Source organism: Mesotoga sp. UBA5847, from assembly GCF_002432735.1.
GTDB lineage: Bacteria > Thermotogota > Thermotogae > Petrotogales > Kosmotogaceae > Mesotoga.
The window spans coordinates 19491-35416 of the sequence record NZ_DJGL01000098.1; the positions used below are offsets into that span (position 1 = coordinate 19491).

The window sequence follows — 15926 nt, forward strand, 5'->3', positions numbered from 1 at the left end:
ATTGAGTGTCATAAAGGAAGATGTAATGAAAGCTCTTGAAGAAGTCTATGATCTCGAAATTGGCTTCGATATAGTTTCTCTTGGACTAGTTTACGGCGTGAATATTCAGGATGGGAAAGATGTGAGAATCAAGATGACGTTGACGACGCCGATGTGTCCCCTTGCCGGACTGATGACGGAAGACGCAAGAAGAAAGGTCAGCGAGATCGAGGGAATTGGGGACGTTAAGATTGAGCTTACCTTTGACCCACCATGGACGCCTGAGATGGCAAGTGATGACGTCAGAAAGATTCTTGGAATGTGAAATCAAGGGAGCTAATTGAGATATCAATAAAGAGGCTCAGTGAAGCGGGAATCGACAATTCCCGCTTTATTGTGTTCTTACTTTCGAAGGAAATCCTATCGCTGACTGAAGTCGATCTGCTTCTTGATACTAAAAGAGAAATCGAATCTTCTCTGACCGTTGAGTTTTTTTCGGCAGTGAAAAGAGTTGCCAAAGGAGAGCCAATAGACTACGTGCTTGGCTACAAAGATTTTTTTGGAATTAGACTAGAGCTTTCCCCTTGTGTGCTCATTCCCCGCAGCGAAACTGAAGAGTTGGTTGAGATCGTTATTGAGGAAGAAAAAGACTCTAAAGTCTTTGCCGATATCGGAACGGGAAGTGGAGCGATAGCCTGCGCTCTTGCGCGAAGTCTTCCCTCAGCTACTGTATTCGCGACCGACATCTCAACGGAGGCAATCGCTCTTGCGGAGCAGAATGCCAGAAATAACGGGATATCTAACGTGAAATTCATTGACGGAGACAATCTCAACGGACTCGGAGAATACCTGAACTCTGTCGAGGTTTTGGTTTCCAACCCGCCTTATATAAGAACAACAGATATCGATTTGCTCGATGTCAGCATAAAAAATCACGAACCGTTGACTGCCCTTGACGGCGGTAAGGATGGACTTGACTTCTACAGGGAGTTTTTCAGGAACCTCCCGCGTGGAAAGAGGGTATATCTGGAAATTTCTCAGTACGAGACGGACGGTCTTCGCAAACTCTTTTCGGAGATCGAAGGTTACTCTTGCGAGTTCAGAAAGGACTTATCAGGGAACTACCGATTCATGATTCTGCTTCCAATAGGCTGATGACTTCTTTAGAAAACCCTTCAAGTTCGACCCTAAAAATATGGTCGGCCAGATAATCGAGACCAGTCTCATCTCTATTCACGATTGCCACTCTGGCGCCAGATGATTTCGCAATTACCGGAAACTGAGCCGCAGGATAAACCATGAGCGAAGAACCTAATGCGAGAAACAGATCTGCAGCAAGCGCAGCATCTTCAGAGCTTCTGATAGCCTTCTCGGGAAGCATCTCGCCAAAGAAGACGATTCTTGGCTTTATTAGGCCTCCACAGCTGCATTTCGGAACATCAGCGCTTTCCAGAATGAGCTCCATCTCCGACCTATCAAACTTCCTGCTGCATTGAAGACAATCAAACAGGGAGACTGTTCCGTGCAACTCGACGACATCTCTTGCTCCAGCTTTTTGCAGGAGACCGTCGATATTCTGGGTGATGATTGTTTGAATCAATCCCATCTCTTGCAGTCTCGCTAGAAGTATGTGGGTGGCATTTGGTACTGTGTCAGCCATGGTGTGTATTCTCTCTCTTGCTACTTTGTAGTAACCAGCAGGGTCTTTCATAAAGGAACTGAGTTCGAAAATCTCTGGAGAGACTTTGCTGTATAGGCCCCCGGGACTTCTAAAATCTGGAATACCACTGGCAACAGAAACGCCGGCACCGGTTAGTACTGAGGTATTGGTAGATTCTTTTAGAAGAGAAAGGAACGACTTGGCTTCTTGACTGACTTCACTCACCTCTTGCAAACTGAATCTTTGGAAAGTTCGTCTTGCCAGTGTCTGCCCATATATATACATTTCCGTCTGCTACAACTGTTGGTGTGGGATTGACTTCGATAATCGTTGCGCCTGGCGGAATTGAGATAGTAAGTGAATAGGCTTCCCCTGTAAGATCGAACTCCATATCTCCCATATCAGTGTTTACTACTCCTTCTTCAACGGCAGCAAAGCCCGAAATAACGGCATGCTCAATTACTCTTACTCTGTTAGAACCGAGAACCGTTGCGGTCGACTGAAAGTCCTCTACATACATAGCCCGGTTGAAGCTCTCTGCAAACTGGGTCATTGACTCCTGGAAGTCTGCGAACTGTTCTTGCTGAGGTTTATCGTATTGCTCGAGAAACTGTGTCATCTGATTTGGTTTATTGAAGATGATCTCGGTTTCAATATCCAAGGTGGCTCGACCTTCGTAGTCATATGAATAGTTGCTGGTGGATGACAGAGTGTCAATATCAAGTCTGTTGTTAAATGCCATAAACATGTTGACTGCAGTCATCCCAACCATAACAACAACGAGTATGATGAGAAGGGTATTGAATTTCATATGTAACCTCCCGATTATTATTAGATTGGTCCTGAGAATATGATAACATCATTCTGTGCTAAAATACATTGTAGATACCTTTGCGATCGCAGTTGACGATCGATATTAGTTGTATATCGGGCTTTTCGGTTTGGAGGGATTTCAGTGCGAGTTCTCAGTGGCATGCGCTCGACCGGCAGACTTCATCTAGGGCATTTCGTAACTCTTGAGAAATGGAAAGAGCTGCAGGACCAGGGAAATGAATGCTTTTACTTCGTGGCTAACTGGCATGGCCTCACTTCCCATATAGATGAAAGTTCTAACTTCTATGACTGGAGTCTTGACATCGTCCGAACATACGTCTCAGTTGGTCTAGATCCCGAGAAATCAGTTCTCTTTGTTCAGTCTGCAATTAAGGAGCACGCGGAGCTGTTCCTGTATTTCTCTATGCTCGTGTCTGTTTCGAGATTGGAAAGGGTGCCGACTTTCAAGGATCAGAAGGAGCAGATCACAAACAAGGACCTTTCAAGTGGAGGGTTTTTGCTATACCCTGTTCTTCAGGCAGCGGATATTCTCATGTATCTGGCGACAGGAGTTCCGGTTGGTGAGGATCAGGTTTATCATGTTGAGCTTACAAGGGAAATTGCAAGAAGGTTCAACAATCAGTTTGGCGAAGTGTTCCCAGAGCCGGAACCGATTCTTGCTAAAGTGCCCAAGCTTCCGGGAACTGATGGCAGAAAGATGTCCAAGAGCTACGGGAACTACATTCTGATCGATACGGATGAGAAAGAGCTCTGGAAGATGATTGCTCCGATGATGACGGATCCGGCGAGAAAGAGAAGAACCGATCCGGGAGATCCGGAAAAATGTCCTGTATGGGATTATCATAAGGCTTTCACTTCCTCCGATGAAGAGAAGTCTTGGGTCGTTCAAGGATGCAAGACTGCAGGAATCGGCTGTTTGGAGTGTAAGAGACTCCTTCAGCAGAACCTGGTTGAAAGACTCTCCCCTGTTTGGGAGAGGCTGTCCTATCTGAAAGAAAACTGTGAGGAGCTTTCCGAGATAATCGAAGATGGAAATCGAAGAGCTGCAGAAGTGGCTAAGGAGACAATGAAGAGGGTTCTTGAAGCAACTAAGCTGGGGTGGTGAAGGTGGAACAGCTTGAACTGGTCTTCAGTTTCCCTGAATTCGAAGGACCGCTTGACTTGCTCGTGTATTTAGTCAGGAAACACCGGGTAGACATTCGTTCGATCCCCATCACAGTCATAGCAGACGAGTTCATTGCACACGTCAACAAGATGAAATCTCTGGATATGGTAGTGACTTCCGATTTCCTGGTGATGGCTTCAACTCTCATGGAGATGAAGTCCAAGGCTCTGCTCCCCAGAATGAGCAATAATGAAGCCGAAGTGTTTGAAAATCAGCAGAAAGAACTCTACAAAAGCGTAGAGGAGTATAGGGCCTTAAAGGACCTGTCAAAAGAATTCCGGGTAAAGCTCTACGATGCTTACAGCTATGAAAGGGCAACAGCCAAACCGGTAGTTGATCAGAAGAGGAAAGAGGATCTTCCGGACGAACTTACGGAAGCTTTCAAAGCCATTCTAAAGGAGACGGTATTAAGAGAAAGAGTATATACAATCGTTTCCGAGAGCATAAACGTTGAAGACCGAATGCTTCAGATAGAACAGCTCTATGAGACAATTGAGCTGTACAAGTTCCTTATGGATCTCGAAAGCAGATCGGAAGTAATTGTCTCCTTTCTTGCAGTGCTTGAACTCCTGAAGCTCAACAGGTACTATCTTGAAAGTGTAGAGCCTCTCGTTCTCAGAAGGAGGGTCTAGTGAACGAGGAATTGACAAAGAAGGCAATTATCGAAGCGCTGATCTTCTCTGCAAGAAGCGGCATTGAGCCGTCAAGAATCGCGTCGATTATCGGTATGAAGCTGAATCAGGTTATGTTACTGCTTGAAGAGCTAGAGGGAGAATACCAAGGACATGATCACGGTGTAATGATTAAGTCCGTTAACGGCAGGCTCAGATTCTATACCAAAGCATCGATTCAGTCATATGTAAGTCAAATATCGGTGAGACCTCTGGTGAGCATTACCGACACTCAGATGGAAGTTTTGGCGACTGTGGCTGTGAAGGGACCGCTAACAAGAAATGATGTTGAACTAATAAGAGGAAGGTCTTCTCAAGCCCAGCTTTTAGAGCTGTCTAAGATGGGACTTGTGGGCAAGAGGAAATCGAAGCTGCCGGGCAGACCTTACCTCTACAAAGTCAGTTCGCGCTTCTACGAATTGTTCCAGGTTGACGATCTCGCGGAGATTGTTCAGGGGTTGGCTATTGGCGGGGGGGAAGATAGTTTTGAGGCTTCACGAGATGATCTCACAGATAACGGGAATGTCGAGAAGGAAGTCGACTCAAGCGATCCTGGACGGGAGAGTGAAGGTGAACGGCAGGATCGAGACATACCCGAGACTTGATGTAATTCCGGAGTCTTCAGAAATTCTTCTTGACGGAAGTAAGCTAAGCTTTTCCATAGAAGAAAAAGTCGTATATTTGGTTAACAAACCTCTTGGTTATCTCAGCGCCATGAGCGATGATCGTGGAAGAAAGACGTTGGCTGATCTGATAAGTGAAAGGATTAAGGAGAGAGTATTTCACGTAGGCAGACTGGACCAAGACAGCTGCGGATTAATAATCATGACGAATGATGGTGATCTCGCTAATCTCGTTTCTCATCCTTCTTCAGAGATAGAGAAGACTTACGTCGTGGGAATAAAGGGAAGACTTACCGATCAGGATATCGAAGCTGTGAGGGCTGGTGTTACACTTGCCGATGGATTCAGAACAGCTCCGGCAAAGATAAGACTGGTCAGAAGTGATGAAGATCTGTCGAAGTATTCGATTACGATTCACGAAGGCCACAAACGAGAAATTAGGGAGATTCTTAGGGTATTCAACAAACAGGTTTCCACTCTTGTCAGAGTTGCTATAGGCACTCTTGGCATATCTCTTGTTCCAAATCCAGGTGACATAAAAAGGCTAAGCAAGAGGGAGATTGAATCGCTGAAGAAAGGGGCCCAGAAAAGGAGCCCCGGTAAGGACAACAAGAGATTGTAGATGTCTTCATTACCAAAGATTCACAGTCTCAGCTACTAAGATCAACAACGAACGCTCCAATGTAGGTGTCTGCTGCACCATAGTACAGAATCAGCTTTTCTTCATGAACTACGGCTCCTTCGATAAATATCACGTTTGGGACCTGCCCTTGTTTTTCCCAAATAAGTTCAGGTTCTGCGAGAAACCTGTCAGTCCTCATTATAAGTTTTCTGGGATTGCTTATATCAAATAGCGCAGCCCCCGGCCTGTAGATCGTGGAAAAGTCGGCGCTGTTGTATATGAGAAGAATCCCCTCTTCTGTTATAATGGGCGTCGGTCCCGGCTCTATCAGTCTGCTGTCGAAGTAACCCTGTCTTGGTTCCAATACGGGACGGGGAAATACCGTCCAATTTCTGAGGTCGGTGGAATAAGCGAGTTTTATAGAGGAATCTCCAAAGTACATGAAGTACTTCCCATCAATCTTGGCAGGGACGATTGCGCCTGACTTTGACCAGGTATCGTCTTTGAATACCGGGCCCAATTTCTCCCACTCTTCGAAGTCCTTTGAGACGGCTATGCACAGTCTCGCCTTCCCCCCATCATAACCCGTGTAGGTAAGTATATAGGTATCGTCTATCTTCACTATTCGAGGATCTTCGCAGCCTCCCGGGATCTCGTATGATTCCGTTGGCGAAATCAGAGGATCTGACCGCCTTGAGAACTCGAAGCCATCTGCCGATGTCGCCAGGCCAATCCTTGATGTGCCATTCCATCTACCTGTGCCGGCCCAGTCTTCCGATCTGTAGAGAAGATAGACAGTCGAGTCAATAACTATAGCTGCCGGATTGAATACGGCCTTGCTCTCCCACCCGACACCTTGAGGCATCACTATAGGAAGCTCAGATGCTCTTTCAATGTTATATAGCGATTCAAACTCTATCGAAATGGAAAATACCGATGAACATAGAGAGAGCAATACCACAAGCAGTAGTCTTCTCACATAATCAACTCCTTATCCAGTTGATCACAACCTCTTTCTCGATTGTGGCCAGAGCGATAAGGTTGTCTGCCGCCCCATAATAAACATAATAGTGTCCTTCGTGTTCCACCATTGCATCGGAAAAAACGACATTTGGGACGCCTCCAAACACTTCCCACTCTTCTTCTGGTTCAAGAATCGGTTCATTGCTTCTCTTTATGACCTTCTCAGGGTTCTCTGAGTCTAGTAACATGAACCCCAGTCTGTAAGTAGGTCTAGGAGTGTCTTCCACGCCGTGATACAGTACAAGCCACCCGTATTTAGTTTTGATAGGTGGAGCACCTACCCCAATCTTCAGATTGTCCCACATGCTGGGTCTCGGACCGGCTATAGAAGTGAATCGTGTCCAGGTATTGAGATCGTCTGAATACGCCAGATACATGTCCGGTTCGATTCTGTGGAACATAATGTAGCGTCCGTTCACCTTCTCCGGAAACAGTGCTGCATCCTTGTTGTCGACATCCGGGATAATTACTCCGTGACGCTCCCAGCGGAGAAAATCAGTCGTTGAAGCCATCGAAATTCGTACACCAAGAGGAGAATAGGCCGTGTATTGCATGAAGACTTTTCCCTCCAGCTCCGTTAGCCTGGGGTCCTCAACGCCGTAAAGCTCCCATTGACTTCCGGGAGTAAAGACCGGCTTCTCAAGTCTGTTGAATCTAACACCGTCGAGTGAAACGGCGTAGCCCATTCTTGAAACCATATCTTCTCCCTGGGCCCTGTATAGCATGTGAAAGACTTTTTTTCGTTTGACAACGGCACAGTTGAAAACATACTTAGATTCCCAGTGATGTTGCGGGATCGGAGAGATAAGAGGGTTTAACGGATGTCTTTTCAGTTTGATCACAACTCTCACTCCTTATTTCAATGACATAGAGATTCCTTGAAGGAAGTACTTTCTGAACACCAGAAATATGACTACCATGGGCATAGTCTGAAGGACAGAACCTGCAAGAACCGGTCCCAGGTAACTTCCGTACTGCATATTGAAGCTTGCCAAAAGTACTGAAAGCGGCATCTTTGAATAATCGCTGACAACTATTAGAGGCCACATGAAATTATCCCATATTCCGATGAATGTGAAGAGTCCAACGATAGAGACGGTCGAGCTAGTTAGCGGGATCAACACCTTCGTGATTATCCAGAGGTCGTTTGCTCCATCCATTCTAGCTGCTTCAAGGTATTCGTTTGGAACGGCTCTGAAGGACTGCGTAAACATGAAGACACCCCAAGCGGAAACGAGGGAAGGAAGTATGAGGGCCGTTCTGGTGTCAATTAGACCGAGATTCCTTATGAGGACATATAAAGGGACAATAAAAAGAAATCCCGGGAATATCATCTGAAATATTATGAAATTGAATATCACATTTCTTCCTTTGAAACTTAGCCTTGATAGTCCGAAGCCAACGAGAGCCGAGGTCACTAGTACTCCAAAGGTAACGGTTACAGATATGAATATCGAATTGCCAAGAGCTTGAATAAACGGTCTCTCCATCTTGTCGGCGGCTTCTAGAATGAATCTATAATTATCAAGGGTGAACCGGCTCGGCAGGAATCCGCCATAGATTTCATTAGTTGGCTTGAAAGACGATAGCAGCATCCATATATATGGGTAGATCCATACGACGGAGGCGGCAAAGAGAATGACATAAAGGATAATCATCGGTATTTTCTTCATACCATCTCCACCTCTCTTTCAACAAGCTTCCTGGTGAGCAACACGCATCCGTAACTCAGAAGAGCCACTATGATTGCCAACGCCGATGCGTATCCCGGATTGATTTTCTGGAATGCTGTCGTGTAGATGAGCATCTGGAATGTATATGTGGTTCTCATCGGACCTCCTCCCGTAATGAGGAAGGGCTCGGTGAATATTCCAAAAGTTAGAGTAAGGGAGAGAACCAGAACCATAACTATCGACGGATTTATAAGGGGCAGAGTGATCCTGAAAAATCTGGTCATCTTTCCTGCTCCATCCAGTTCAGCAGATTCATATAGACTCTCCGGTATTGCCTGAAGCCCTGAGAAAAGAATGAGACCGTAGTAACCAATGAATTTCCAGGTTACCATCACAGCGATAGATAGCGTTGCCAGCTGTGGACTGCTAAACCAGGGGATTGTGATTCCGAAAATAGACCTAGTAATGCTGTTTAAGGGACCGTTTATCGCAAACAGCTTTTGGAATATGATCGAGTAGGCGACTCCGGAGGAGACGTTGGCAACGAGAAATGCCAGTATGAAGAAGGTCCTGAACATCTTCACCTTCTTCAGGCCAAGAGCAAAGAGTAAGGAGAGACCGAGAACCATTGGGATGAAGTAAAGCATGAAATTGAAGGTGTTCAGGAAGACCCTCCAGAATAGCTCATCCTGGAAGAGCTTAATGAAATTGTCAAACCAGATAAACTTCCTGGGTGTGAAGTAATTCCATTTCGAGAGTGCCAGAATCAGTAACCATACGAACGGGTACCCCCAGAAAATCGCTGTATATACTAGGTATCCTCCTGACAGAGACCAGCCCTTTATTGCGTCGATGGTTTTCAATCTCTTCCTCACTCAAAATCACCTCTTCTCTTAGAAGAGTTCTCTTCTTACTCTTGTTGCCGCATCGCTCAAAGCTTCGAATGGAGTGGATTTTCCATACATTATTTGTTCGATGAGAAATGTCGTGAGAATATCTTGAACCTCAACAGTCTTGGTGGTTAATGCGGGCGGGACAGCATAGGCAACATGGCTAGCGTAAGCGGCGAACTTTGGGTTCTCATCCATGTATTCTTGAAAGATGGGGTTAGATAGCAGATCCTCTCTTGCAGGAGGAAGGTTGGTAACTTCCATCCATTTCCGATCTTTCTCAATATCTGAGTAAACCCACTTGATGAACTTCCATGCGGCTTCCTTATGCTTTGTTGTTGCAAACATTACCAGTCCCTTAGTATCTGCGAACGTGTATATTGGTTTGTCTTCTGGATAGTCGTCCGGGACTGGAGGTGGAGCGATTGCAATGTGGTCAAAGACATCAGGGAAGAGGTTCCTCGCCTGATTGATCTCCCAAGGCCCGAATATACCACCAAGAACTACTCCGAAGTAGAATGGGTTGCTTCCGAGGTCGACCGCCGTCCAGTTGTTTCTGAACATGGTATCTATGAATGTGACGACTTCTTTCCCCGTATCGTTGTTGAAGAGAGCTCTTGCTTTCTCAACATCCAGGTATGGGGAGCCCTCGCTTGCCGCATAGTAATAGGTTATGAAATCATACCATCTGTCGTACCAGTTTCTGCCCATTACGACCAATGTTCCATACTTCTCGTAAGGGACGGAATACTTCTCACTGATTTCATAGATCTCCGAGTATGTTCTGGGCGGCCTATCATATCCCAGCTCTTTCAGTATGTCCGATCTCCACCACATCATAATCGGATTCGAGTATATTGGGAGCACGTAATAGTCGTTTCCAAATTTCCAGCTTTCGACTATTGAAGTCATCTTCCTCTTCTCCATTAGCTCCCAGAAATCCGGGAAGGAGTTTAGCGGAACAAGTATGTCTGCTTCGATAAGTTGTGCTGCGAAACCCGAGAAGATGTTCGTGCAGATGTCAGGCATTCTTCCCGATGCGATTGATGTGAGTATAGCCTCCTCTGAGCTACCGGCAGCCGGGATCGTTGACCACTTTATCTGGATATCCGGGTTGTTCTGATTCCACTCGGAAACCACTTCTTTCCAGAAACTCTCTTGAAGAGGATTTGGCGCTGTCCAGAAGACAAGCTCAACGCCAAGTAATCCCGAGATAAGGCACAGGAATACCGTTAACAGAATTAGTTTTTTCACGATCTTTACCTCCTTTTCTATAAAGTGCTCTCTCTCTGGACAAATTCGGTAAACAGAGAAATCTTTGTAGGATGAGGTTCATTGCCAATTAGCAGACTCTGCAGTCTTCTTGATGCTACAACCCCCATCTCACGCTTGAAGATCTTGAATGTCGTCAACGAAGGGGTGGTACCGGAAGAGTTTATAATGTCATCAAATCCCATAATCGATGCCTCTTCTGGTATTTTTATGCCTCTTGCCTGAAACTCTTCCATTGCTCTGATTGCGGCCGTATCATTACACCCGAATACTGCGTCTGGAAGCCCGTATCTTGAAAGCAAAAGGTCAATAATCGCGCTCATATTGTCGTTTTCTTCGTCGTATTCAAATGCTCTAGGCAAGTAGCCGGCGCTTTCCATTGCTGAGATATACCCGTCGTATCTATCTCTGAAACCAAAGTGAGACAGGGGACCATGGATGTTCACTATCTTCTTCAGACCTTTTGAGAAGAGCTTTCTCATTCCATATACAGCTCCATCGTAACCATCAGAAACAACACAGTCTACCTTGACACCGGCAAGATACTGATCGACCAGCACAACCGGTTTCCCGCCCTCTTTGACCATTCTCACATCTTTCTCGCTTATTTCTCCACCTATCATCAGATATCCGTCAAAACTATTCGAGAACTCATCTGTCGATACTAATTCTCCTCTCATGTTGTTGTTTAGAAAGAACTCCTCAATTCCATTAAGAACGATAGTGTAAAATTGATCAGATTTGCTGGAAAGAATCTTAAACAATCTTCTGCCAGCGACGATGCCGATGTTGAAGTCAAGCTTTCTGCTTGCAAGGTAGCTTGCAACTTTTGAGGGTTTGTACTCGAGTTCTTCTATGGCTGACAAGACCTTTTCTCTTGCCTTCTTCGAAACGTAGCCGCTCTTATTCAGCACTCTTGAAACGGTTGCGGTTGATACTTCTGCCAGTCGTGCGACATCAGATAGTTTTGCTGACAAGTAAATCACCTCTAGCTATGTAAACGCTTACATCTCTAAAAGTAATATACCTCGATTGAGGCTCGATAATCACATTCGAGTAGCAACTAATAAAGCCATTCAGTTAGTATTTAGAGCTATTAAGTCAGTAATATGCCGTTTTGCATTTCTTAAATAACCGTAGGTATCAAAGTTGATTAAACTTAGACGAAAAAAGTAAAGTTAGTGCGGAATCAGGTTATATTACCAATTGATTGCCGATAATCTTCGTAAGTCATTATTTTTGATTCCATATCATTCTAGATCAAAGAAGTGACAAGATTCTATAATCTTAAGTGATATGTAAGCGATTTCACATCGACTTCTAGGAGGTGTTTGTATGAAGAGGTTCTTGGTTCTTTTCTTCATAGTGCTTTCGGTCTTTTTAGTTGCAGAGACTGTAAGGGTTCCCGTGTCTGTCAATTCCTTCACCGGGGAGCCTGTTGCCGTTACAATTGCCATGAGTGATATTCTTGATCTCGTTGGGGTTGACTTCGATGCCAACTGGGACTCATTAAGAGTTGTTCAAGACGGAAAGGAGCTTCCGTATCAAATTGATGATGCCGATCTGAATGGAAGGCTCTCATCCGGGGATATTCTCTCCTTCTTGATCACAGGTCCTGCAGAGATAACGGTTAGTGACAACTTTGACATTCTTCCCCCAACCTACCAGTCGGTAGGAAAAGTAACTGAGGAAGATGGGCAGTGGGTTATTGAAATCGGGGAAATAACTGCAATTGCCAATAACAAAGGTCTCGTTAAGGTAACTGGTTTCGGAGATGTGGAAGGAACTGTGGTCGATGAGATAGGCATTGTCAGGATGTCGGGTTATGTTGGATCGACCTATTACATCGATGGAGAGTTTGGCAGGCACGAAGAAAAGACGTCGGGGGATTTTGCAGTCAAGGAAGTCTCGGTTCTTCCTGCCGGGCCCGTAGGAATCACTGTTGTTAGCACGCTTGAAGCGAAACCTTTCCTGGGTGTAACTCAAAAAATCATCACCACAATCTTCAGCAATGGGGATATAATTTCTCACAACACCTTTGAATTTGCGACATATGCCGAACTAATGAAACTACAGATAATGGCAACAAGAGTATTGACTGACGTAGCTGAAGACACGGTCCATACGCTTCCTGTATTCAGAAGACTTCTCTGGGCCGATCAGCTTAATATTACACCACTAGAATACTGGCTAGAGAGAAATGCGATAATGTATTTCGGAAACAAGCCCTATATTGTCTTCCCTGCTGTAGATTCAATGAGACCGCTTTGGTGGGGTGCGACGTACATATTTGCTTCTCAGGAAAGCTGGAGAGCCAACTACTCGTTGTCATTGAAATTGGGTGTCGCAGAGATAAACCCCGAAGTACCTGTTGTAGTAGCCGACTACGAGAAATGGATAGGAGGTCTTACTTGGGTATATGAGAGCAGGGAATTCAGGGACGGATACTTCGAATGGATGCCCGGTGAGATTGACATCTTCGAAAGCACTAGAGGTTATGTCTCTTCAAACTGGGAAGACTACGTAAAGCGCTTTGCGGCAGGAGATGTTGTCAGTTTCAAGAGAGTCTACTCGATATTCAACGCCGACTCAATTCAGGATTCAATCGAGTTCGCTGAGCTCAAGAAGTCGGAGATTCAGTCACTCAAGATAGGAGAATAATCGATCTTTGTTTTAGGGTGAGAGGTTGCCTCTCACCCTTTTATTTTGGAGGTGTCTATGAAGAAGGTAATCGTCTTGCTCTTATCTCTTGCTTCAGTCTTGCTTATCGGGATGGAGGTTCAGCTTAGTCTAGGACATCTGGAATTCCTTAGAGACGAGTTCTCGATTGAGAATGTCACAAGAGTTGGTTACTGGATTTATGCTGACAGACTTCCCGATGGAAGCTACAAACATGCCGATGCTCCCGGCGAAGGAGTTACATGTGTTGATGATGTGGCGAGGGCGGCGATACTTTATTTGAGACTCTTTGAGACTTCAGGAAAACCTGAGTACTTCGGACGGGCAAGAGAAGCGCTGGAATTTGTACTTTCAATGCAGGATGTCGATGGGGACTTCTACAATTTCGTATTCGAAGATGGAAGAATAAACCTAAATGGGCCTACTTCCAGAAAAGGAGGAAACTGGTGGGCAGCTCGAGCATTATGGGCGCTTACTACCGGAGCACGGATATCTCAAGATTTTGACCCCGAGTTTTCTGTTAAACTGACCGAAGCTGCACATAGGTGCTTCCGAAGAATAATCAGCTTTGAACAGGACGGTCTTATTCATGGCTACACCGACCTCTCATCCGTTGTTCTTCTTGGAGCCGCCGAGTTGTTCATGATAGGCAACGATGCACTCGTGGGAAGTTTCGTTGAAAGGTGTTCTTCTGCTATTCGAGATAAGCTGGTTCTGAATAGCGACTCGCTTTTTGACGGTCTTGTAGACGAGGCACCACCTTCAGAATCGAAGTATTACTGGCACGGTTGGGGTTCGAGGCAGCTGGAAGCAATAGCTTTGGCAAGTGCGATTCTAGAAGACGACAATCTTCTTGAAGCTTCTGTAGAGGCTTTCAAGCGAAGCTCGGCGCTTCTGCTGAATGCGGGGCCTCTATACTCATTGTCTCAATACTTGCAACTTTTCCCGCAGATAGCCTATGCTGCAGAAGCTGCGATTTCAGCAGGGTATATGCTGTATGAACTGACCGAAGATGATGAGATTGCCTCTACAACGGCTCTTCTTGGAAGCTGGTTCCTTGGTGTCAACAAGTTGAACCAGTCAATGATAGGGAGGAACGGAGAGGGATTTGACGGACTTGAATTCTCACACGTAAATAGAAATGCAGGAGCAGAATCTACGATTTCCATGCTTCTTTCTCTCGAAAGGATCAGTAGGCTTCCCGATCAGTACGAACGGTTCTTTTCTGGTGAAGTAGAGATACTTGCGCGGGTTGAGGTAGTTGAAGCAGAATCCATGAGGGCTGGCCTTTCCGAATCAGCGATAATCCAGGGTACCGGCTTTTCGGGCAATGCCGTAATAAACATCTCAGGAGCATTCAGTCTTCGTATGCCAATAACACTTGCCGAGACATCATATTCAGTATTTGCAGCTCTAAATGAAGTCAAAGCTAACGAAGTGGTCTTTACCTTGAGGCTTGGGGATTCCAGATCAGAGAAGGTAGTCAGCCTAGAGCGGAGAGCCATTCTCAAAATCGGTACTGTAAAAGGTACAGGTAATGAATCTACCTTCACGGTGGGAGGAAGAATAACCGAAGGTAGTTTCGATCTCGATCAGATAATTCTCGTGCCGAATTTGGTGGTTGCTTACGATCCAGGAGAAGATGTTTCCTTTATTCTCAATTTCCGTGGAAGCGAGGAAGCACAAGAAGGTATTTCAATTGCAAACGGTAGGATCTTTGAAAGAGAGAGAAAGATTACTGAAGTACCACCGTCACTGGTAGTGGATGTTGTCGAACAGGACGGGTTCGTTCATTTGAATCTTGAAGAGCTATTCAACAACAACGGAATTGCATCTTCCGATGAGAGAAAAACGGCGAATTTCGACAACCCTCAGGGATTATTTGGAGCTTCTTACATATCTGCAGAGCTGGAGAGAGAGCTAGAATCAGGATTCCTTTCTGTTGGTGAGACTAGATTCTTAATGAACATCAAAGGCGACGACAACCTAAGACTCACGGGCCAGGCGATTACATTTCCAGCAGAAGTATTCAGTCGTATCTGTATCCTCGGTTCGGCGAACCATGGTGACTACGTCGGTGAAGCGCAGCTGATCTACGAAGATGGTTCGCAGCAAATGATCCAGTTGTCGTTTTCCGATTGGTGCGGAGGGCCATCGACTGGAGAGGAAATTGCGTTCGTGTTTTCCGGCAGATACGATAATACTGGGAATACAGAGAGAATCAAGTGCATGCTGTACTATCGTTGTAGTGATCTTCTTGATAAACCGTTGAAAAGCATAGTCTTTCCTCAGCTGGCTAATGTGCACATTTTCGCAGTCTCGTTTGAGAGATCAGGCTTCGGTGTTCAGTAGCAGTGAAGTTATTTGGAGAAGAATGCCGGTCCGTTGACGCAGGCCAGTTCTGCTTCGCGACCGGAAAACCCGCTTAATGCTTGAGGGAACACGCTGTGCGCTGGGAAAAGCAGTCCTCAGGTTTGCCGTCCAATAGCTAGGATCCGTCCTTCTTAAAGATTAACCGAGAAAGAGCGTTGTCGAGTGCTTCGCTTCGAGAGTGCGAGAATTCATGTTGACCGTCAACGGTCCACCGTTCTCCGAGAAGAGAGAGGACAAGCAGAAATGATGCCGACTTCATCGGGAAGTGAGGCTCGCTGGCGCGAGGAAGCGATGCTGGAGTAAAACATCAGACGCAGGGCTGGGCAAGAACGGCCCAGGTCGCAATGCCCGGAGAAGCATCCGGGGACGCAAGGCTGGCGAAGATCACGCCAGGACGCAATGCTGCCTTCGGCAGGAGGCAACAAAATAGCCATTCAGGCTTCGCCTGGCCAGTACCACTTC

16 protein-coding genes are annotated in these 15926 nt (G+C 45.8%); 8 read left to right on the top strand and 8 right to left on the bottom strand.

Features of this window, described 5'->3' with window-relative positions; translation table 11 throughout:
• Position 1 precedes the first annotated feature (1 nt).
• Both B3K91_RS12260 and prmC read left to right on the top strand, forming a co-directional pair.
• A complete protein-coding gene (locus B3K91_RS12260; protein WP_099829627.1) occupies positions 2 to 304 on the top strand; it encodes a metal-sulfur cluster assembly factor in 303 nt (100 codons plus the stop codon).
• Positions 301 to 1134: a peptide chain release factor N(5)-glutamine methyltransferase gene (gene prmC, locus B3K91_RS12265; RefSeq protein ID WP_214060873.1), complete on the top strand. Its 834-nt coding sequence runs from the start codon at positions 301 to 303 to the stop codon at positions 1132 to 1134. Before B3K91_RS12260 ends, prmC begins: the two co-directional genes overlap by 4 nt.
• On the opposite strand, the gene B3K91_RS12270 is transcribed toward prmC, so the two are convergent.
• Together B3K91_RS12270 and B3K91_RS12275 are read right to left on the bottom strand one after the other, a co-directional pair.
• On the bottom strand, positions 1109 to 1864 hold the full coding sequence (locus B3K91_RS12270) for an SIR2 family NAD-dependent protein deacylase (RefSeq protein ID WP_214060872.1): 756 nt from the start codon (positions 1862 to 1864) through the stop codon (positions 1109 to 1111). The genes prmC and B3K91_RS12270 overlap by 26 nt on opposite strands.
• Positions 1857 to 2450: a DUF4897 domain-containing protein gene (locus tag B3K91_RS12275; RefSeq protein ID WP_214060871.1), complete on the bottom strand. Its 594-nt coding sequence runs from the start codon at positions 2448 to 2450 to the stop codon at positions 1857 to 1859. Before B3K91_RS12275 ends, B3K91_RS12270 begins: the two co-directional genes overlap by 8 nt.
• Before the next feature lie 144 nt (positions 2451 to 2594).
• Here B3K91_RS12275 and trpS point away from each other — a divergent pair, with 144 nt between their 5' ends.
• Genes trpS through B3K91_RS12295 form a run of 4 tightly spaced genes read left to right on the top strand, consistent with a single transcriptional unit; the run spans position 2595 to position 5554 of the window.
• A complete protein-coding gene (trpS, locus tag B3K91_RS12280; protein WP_099829630.1) occupies positions 2595 to 3578 on the top strand; it encodes a tryptophan--tRNA ligase in 984 nt (327 codons plus the stop codon).
• 2 nt (positions 3579 to 3580) lie between these two features.
• Positions 3581 to 4270, top strand: a complete 690-nt coding sequence (locus B3K91_RS12285; RefSeq protein WP_214078783.1) for a segregation and condensation protein A — start codon at positions 3581 to 3583, stop codon at positions 4268 to 4270.
• Positions 4270 to 4914, top strand: a complete 645-nt coding sequence (gene scpB / locus B3K91_RS12290; protein ID WP_099829632.1) for an SMC-Scp complex subunit ScpB — start codon at positions 4270 to 4272, stop codon at positions 4912 to 4914. The genes B3K91_RS12285 and scpB overlap by 1 nt, the downstream gene beginning before the upstream one ends.
• Positions 4880 to 5554: a pseudouridine synthase gene (locus tag B3K91_RS12295; RefSeq protein WP_292589075.1), complete on the top strand. Its 675-nt coding sequence runs from the start codon at positions 4880 to 4882 to the stop codon at positions 5552 to 5554. The genes scpB and B3K91_RS12295 overlap by 35 nt, the downstream gene beginning before the upstream one ends.
• Positions 5555 to 5582: 28 nt before the next feature.
• On the opposite strand, the gene B3K91_RS12300 is transcribed toward B3K91_RS12295, so the two are convergent.
• The 6 genes from B3K91_RS12300 to B3K91_RS12325 are packed head-to-tail and all read right to left on the bottom strand — an operon-like array spanning position 5583 to position 11389.
• A complete protein-coding gene (locus B3K91_RS12300) occupies positions 5583 to 6533 on the bottom strand; it encodes a glycoside hydrolase family 130 protein (RefSeq protein ID WP_102819064.1) in 951 nt (316 codons plus the stop codon).
• A gap of 4 nt (positions 6534 to 6537) precedes the next feature.
• On the bottom strand, positions 6538 to 7419 hold the full coding sequence (locus B3K91_RS12305) for a glycosidase (RefSeq protein ID WP_099829635.1): 882 nt from the start codon (positions 7417 to 7419) through the stop codon (positions 6538 to 6540).
• 12 nt (positions 7420 to 7431) lie between these two features.
• Positions 7432 to 8250, bottom strand: a complete 819-nt coding sequence (locus tag B3K91_RS12310; RefSeq protein ID WP_292589078.1) for a carbohydrate ABC transporter permease — start codon at positions 8248 to 8250, stop codon at positions 7432 to 7434.
• On the bottom strand, positions 8247 to 9125 hold the full coding sequence (locus B3K91_RS12315; RefSeq protein WP_214060120.1) for a carbohydrate ABC transporter permease: 879 nt from the start codon (positions 9123 to 9125) through the stop codon (positions 8247 to 8249). The genes B3K91_RS12310 and B3K91_RS12315 overlap by 4 nt, the downstream gene beginning before the upstream one ends.
• A gap of 18 nt (positions 9126 to 9143) precedes the next feature.
• Positions 9144 to 10394, bottom strand: a complete 1251-nt coding sequence (locus B3K91_RS12320) for an extracellular solute-binding protein (RefSeq protein WP_099829638.1) — start codon at positions 10392 to 10394, stop codon at positions 9144 to 9146.
• A 17-nt stretch (positions 10395 to 10411) separates the two neighbouring features.
• On the bottom strand, positions 10412 to 11389 hold the full coding sequence (locus B3K91_RS12325; RefSeq protein WP_099829639.1) for a LacI family DNA-binding transcriptional regulator: 978 nt from the start codon (positions 11387 to 11389) through the stop codon (positions 10412 to 10414).
• A 358-nt stretch (positions 11390 to 11747) separates the two neighbouring features.
• Between B3K91_RS12325 and B3K91_RS12330 the strand changes: the two genes are divergently transcribed.
• Both B3K91_RS12330 and B3K91_RS12335 read left to right on the top strand, forming a co-directional pair.
• Positions 11748 to 13073, top strand: coding sequence for a hypothetical protein (locus tag B3K91_RS12330; RefSeq protein ID WP_292591926.1), 1326 nt, complete (start codon positions 11748 to 11750; stop codon positions 13071 to 13073).
• Between the two features lie 57 nt (positions 13074 to 13130).
• Positions 13131 to 15443, top strand: a complete 2313-nt coding sequence (locus tag B3K91_RS12335) for a hypothetical protein (protein ID WP_292591924.1) — start codon at positions 13131 to 13133, stop codon at positions 15441 to 15443.
• Positions 15444 to 15926: the final 483 nt, after the last annotated feature.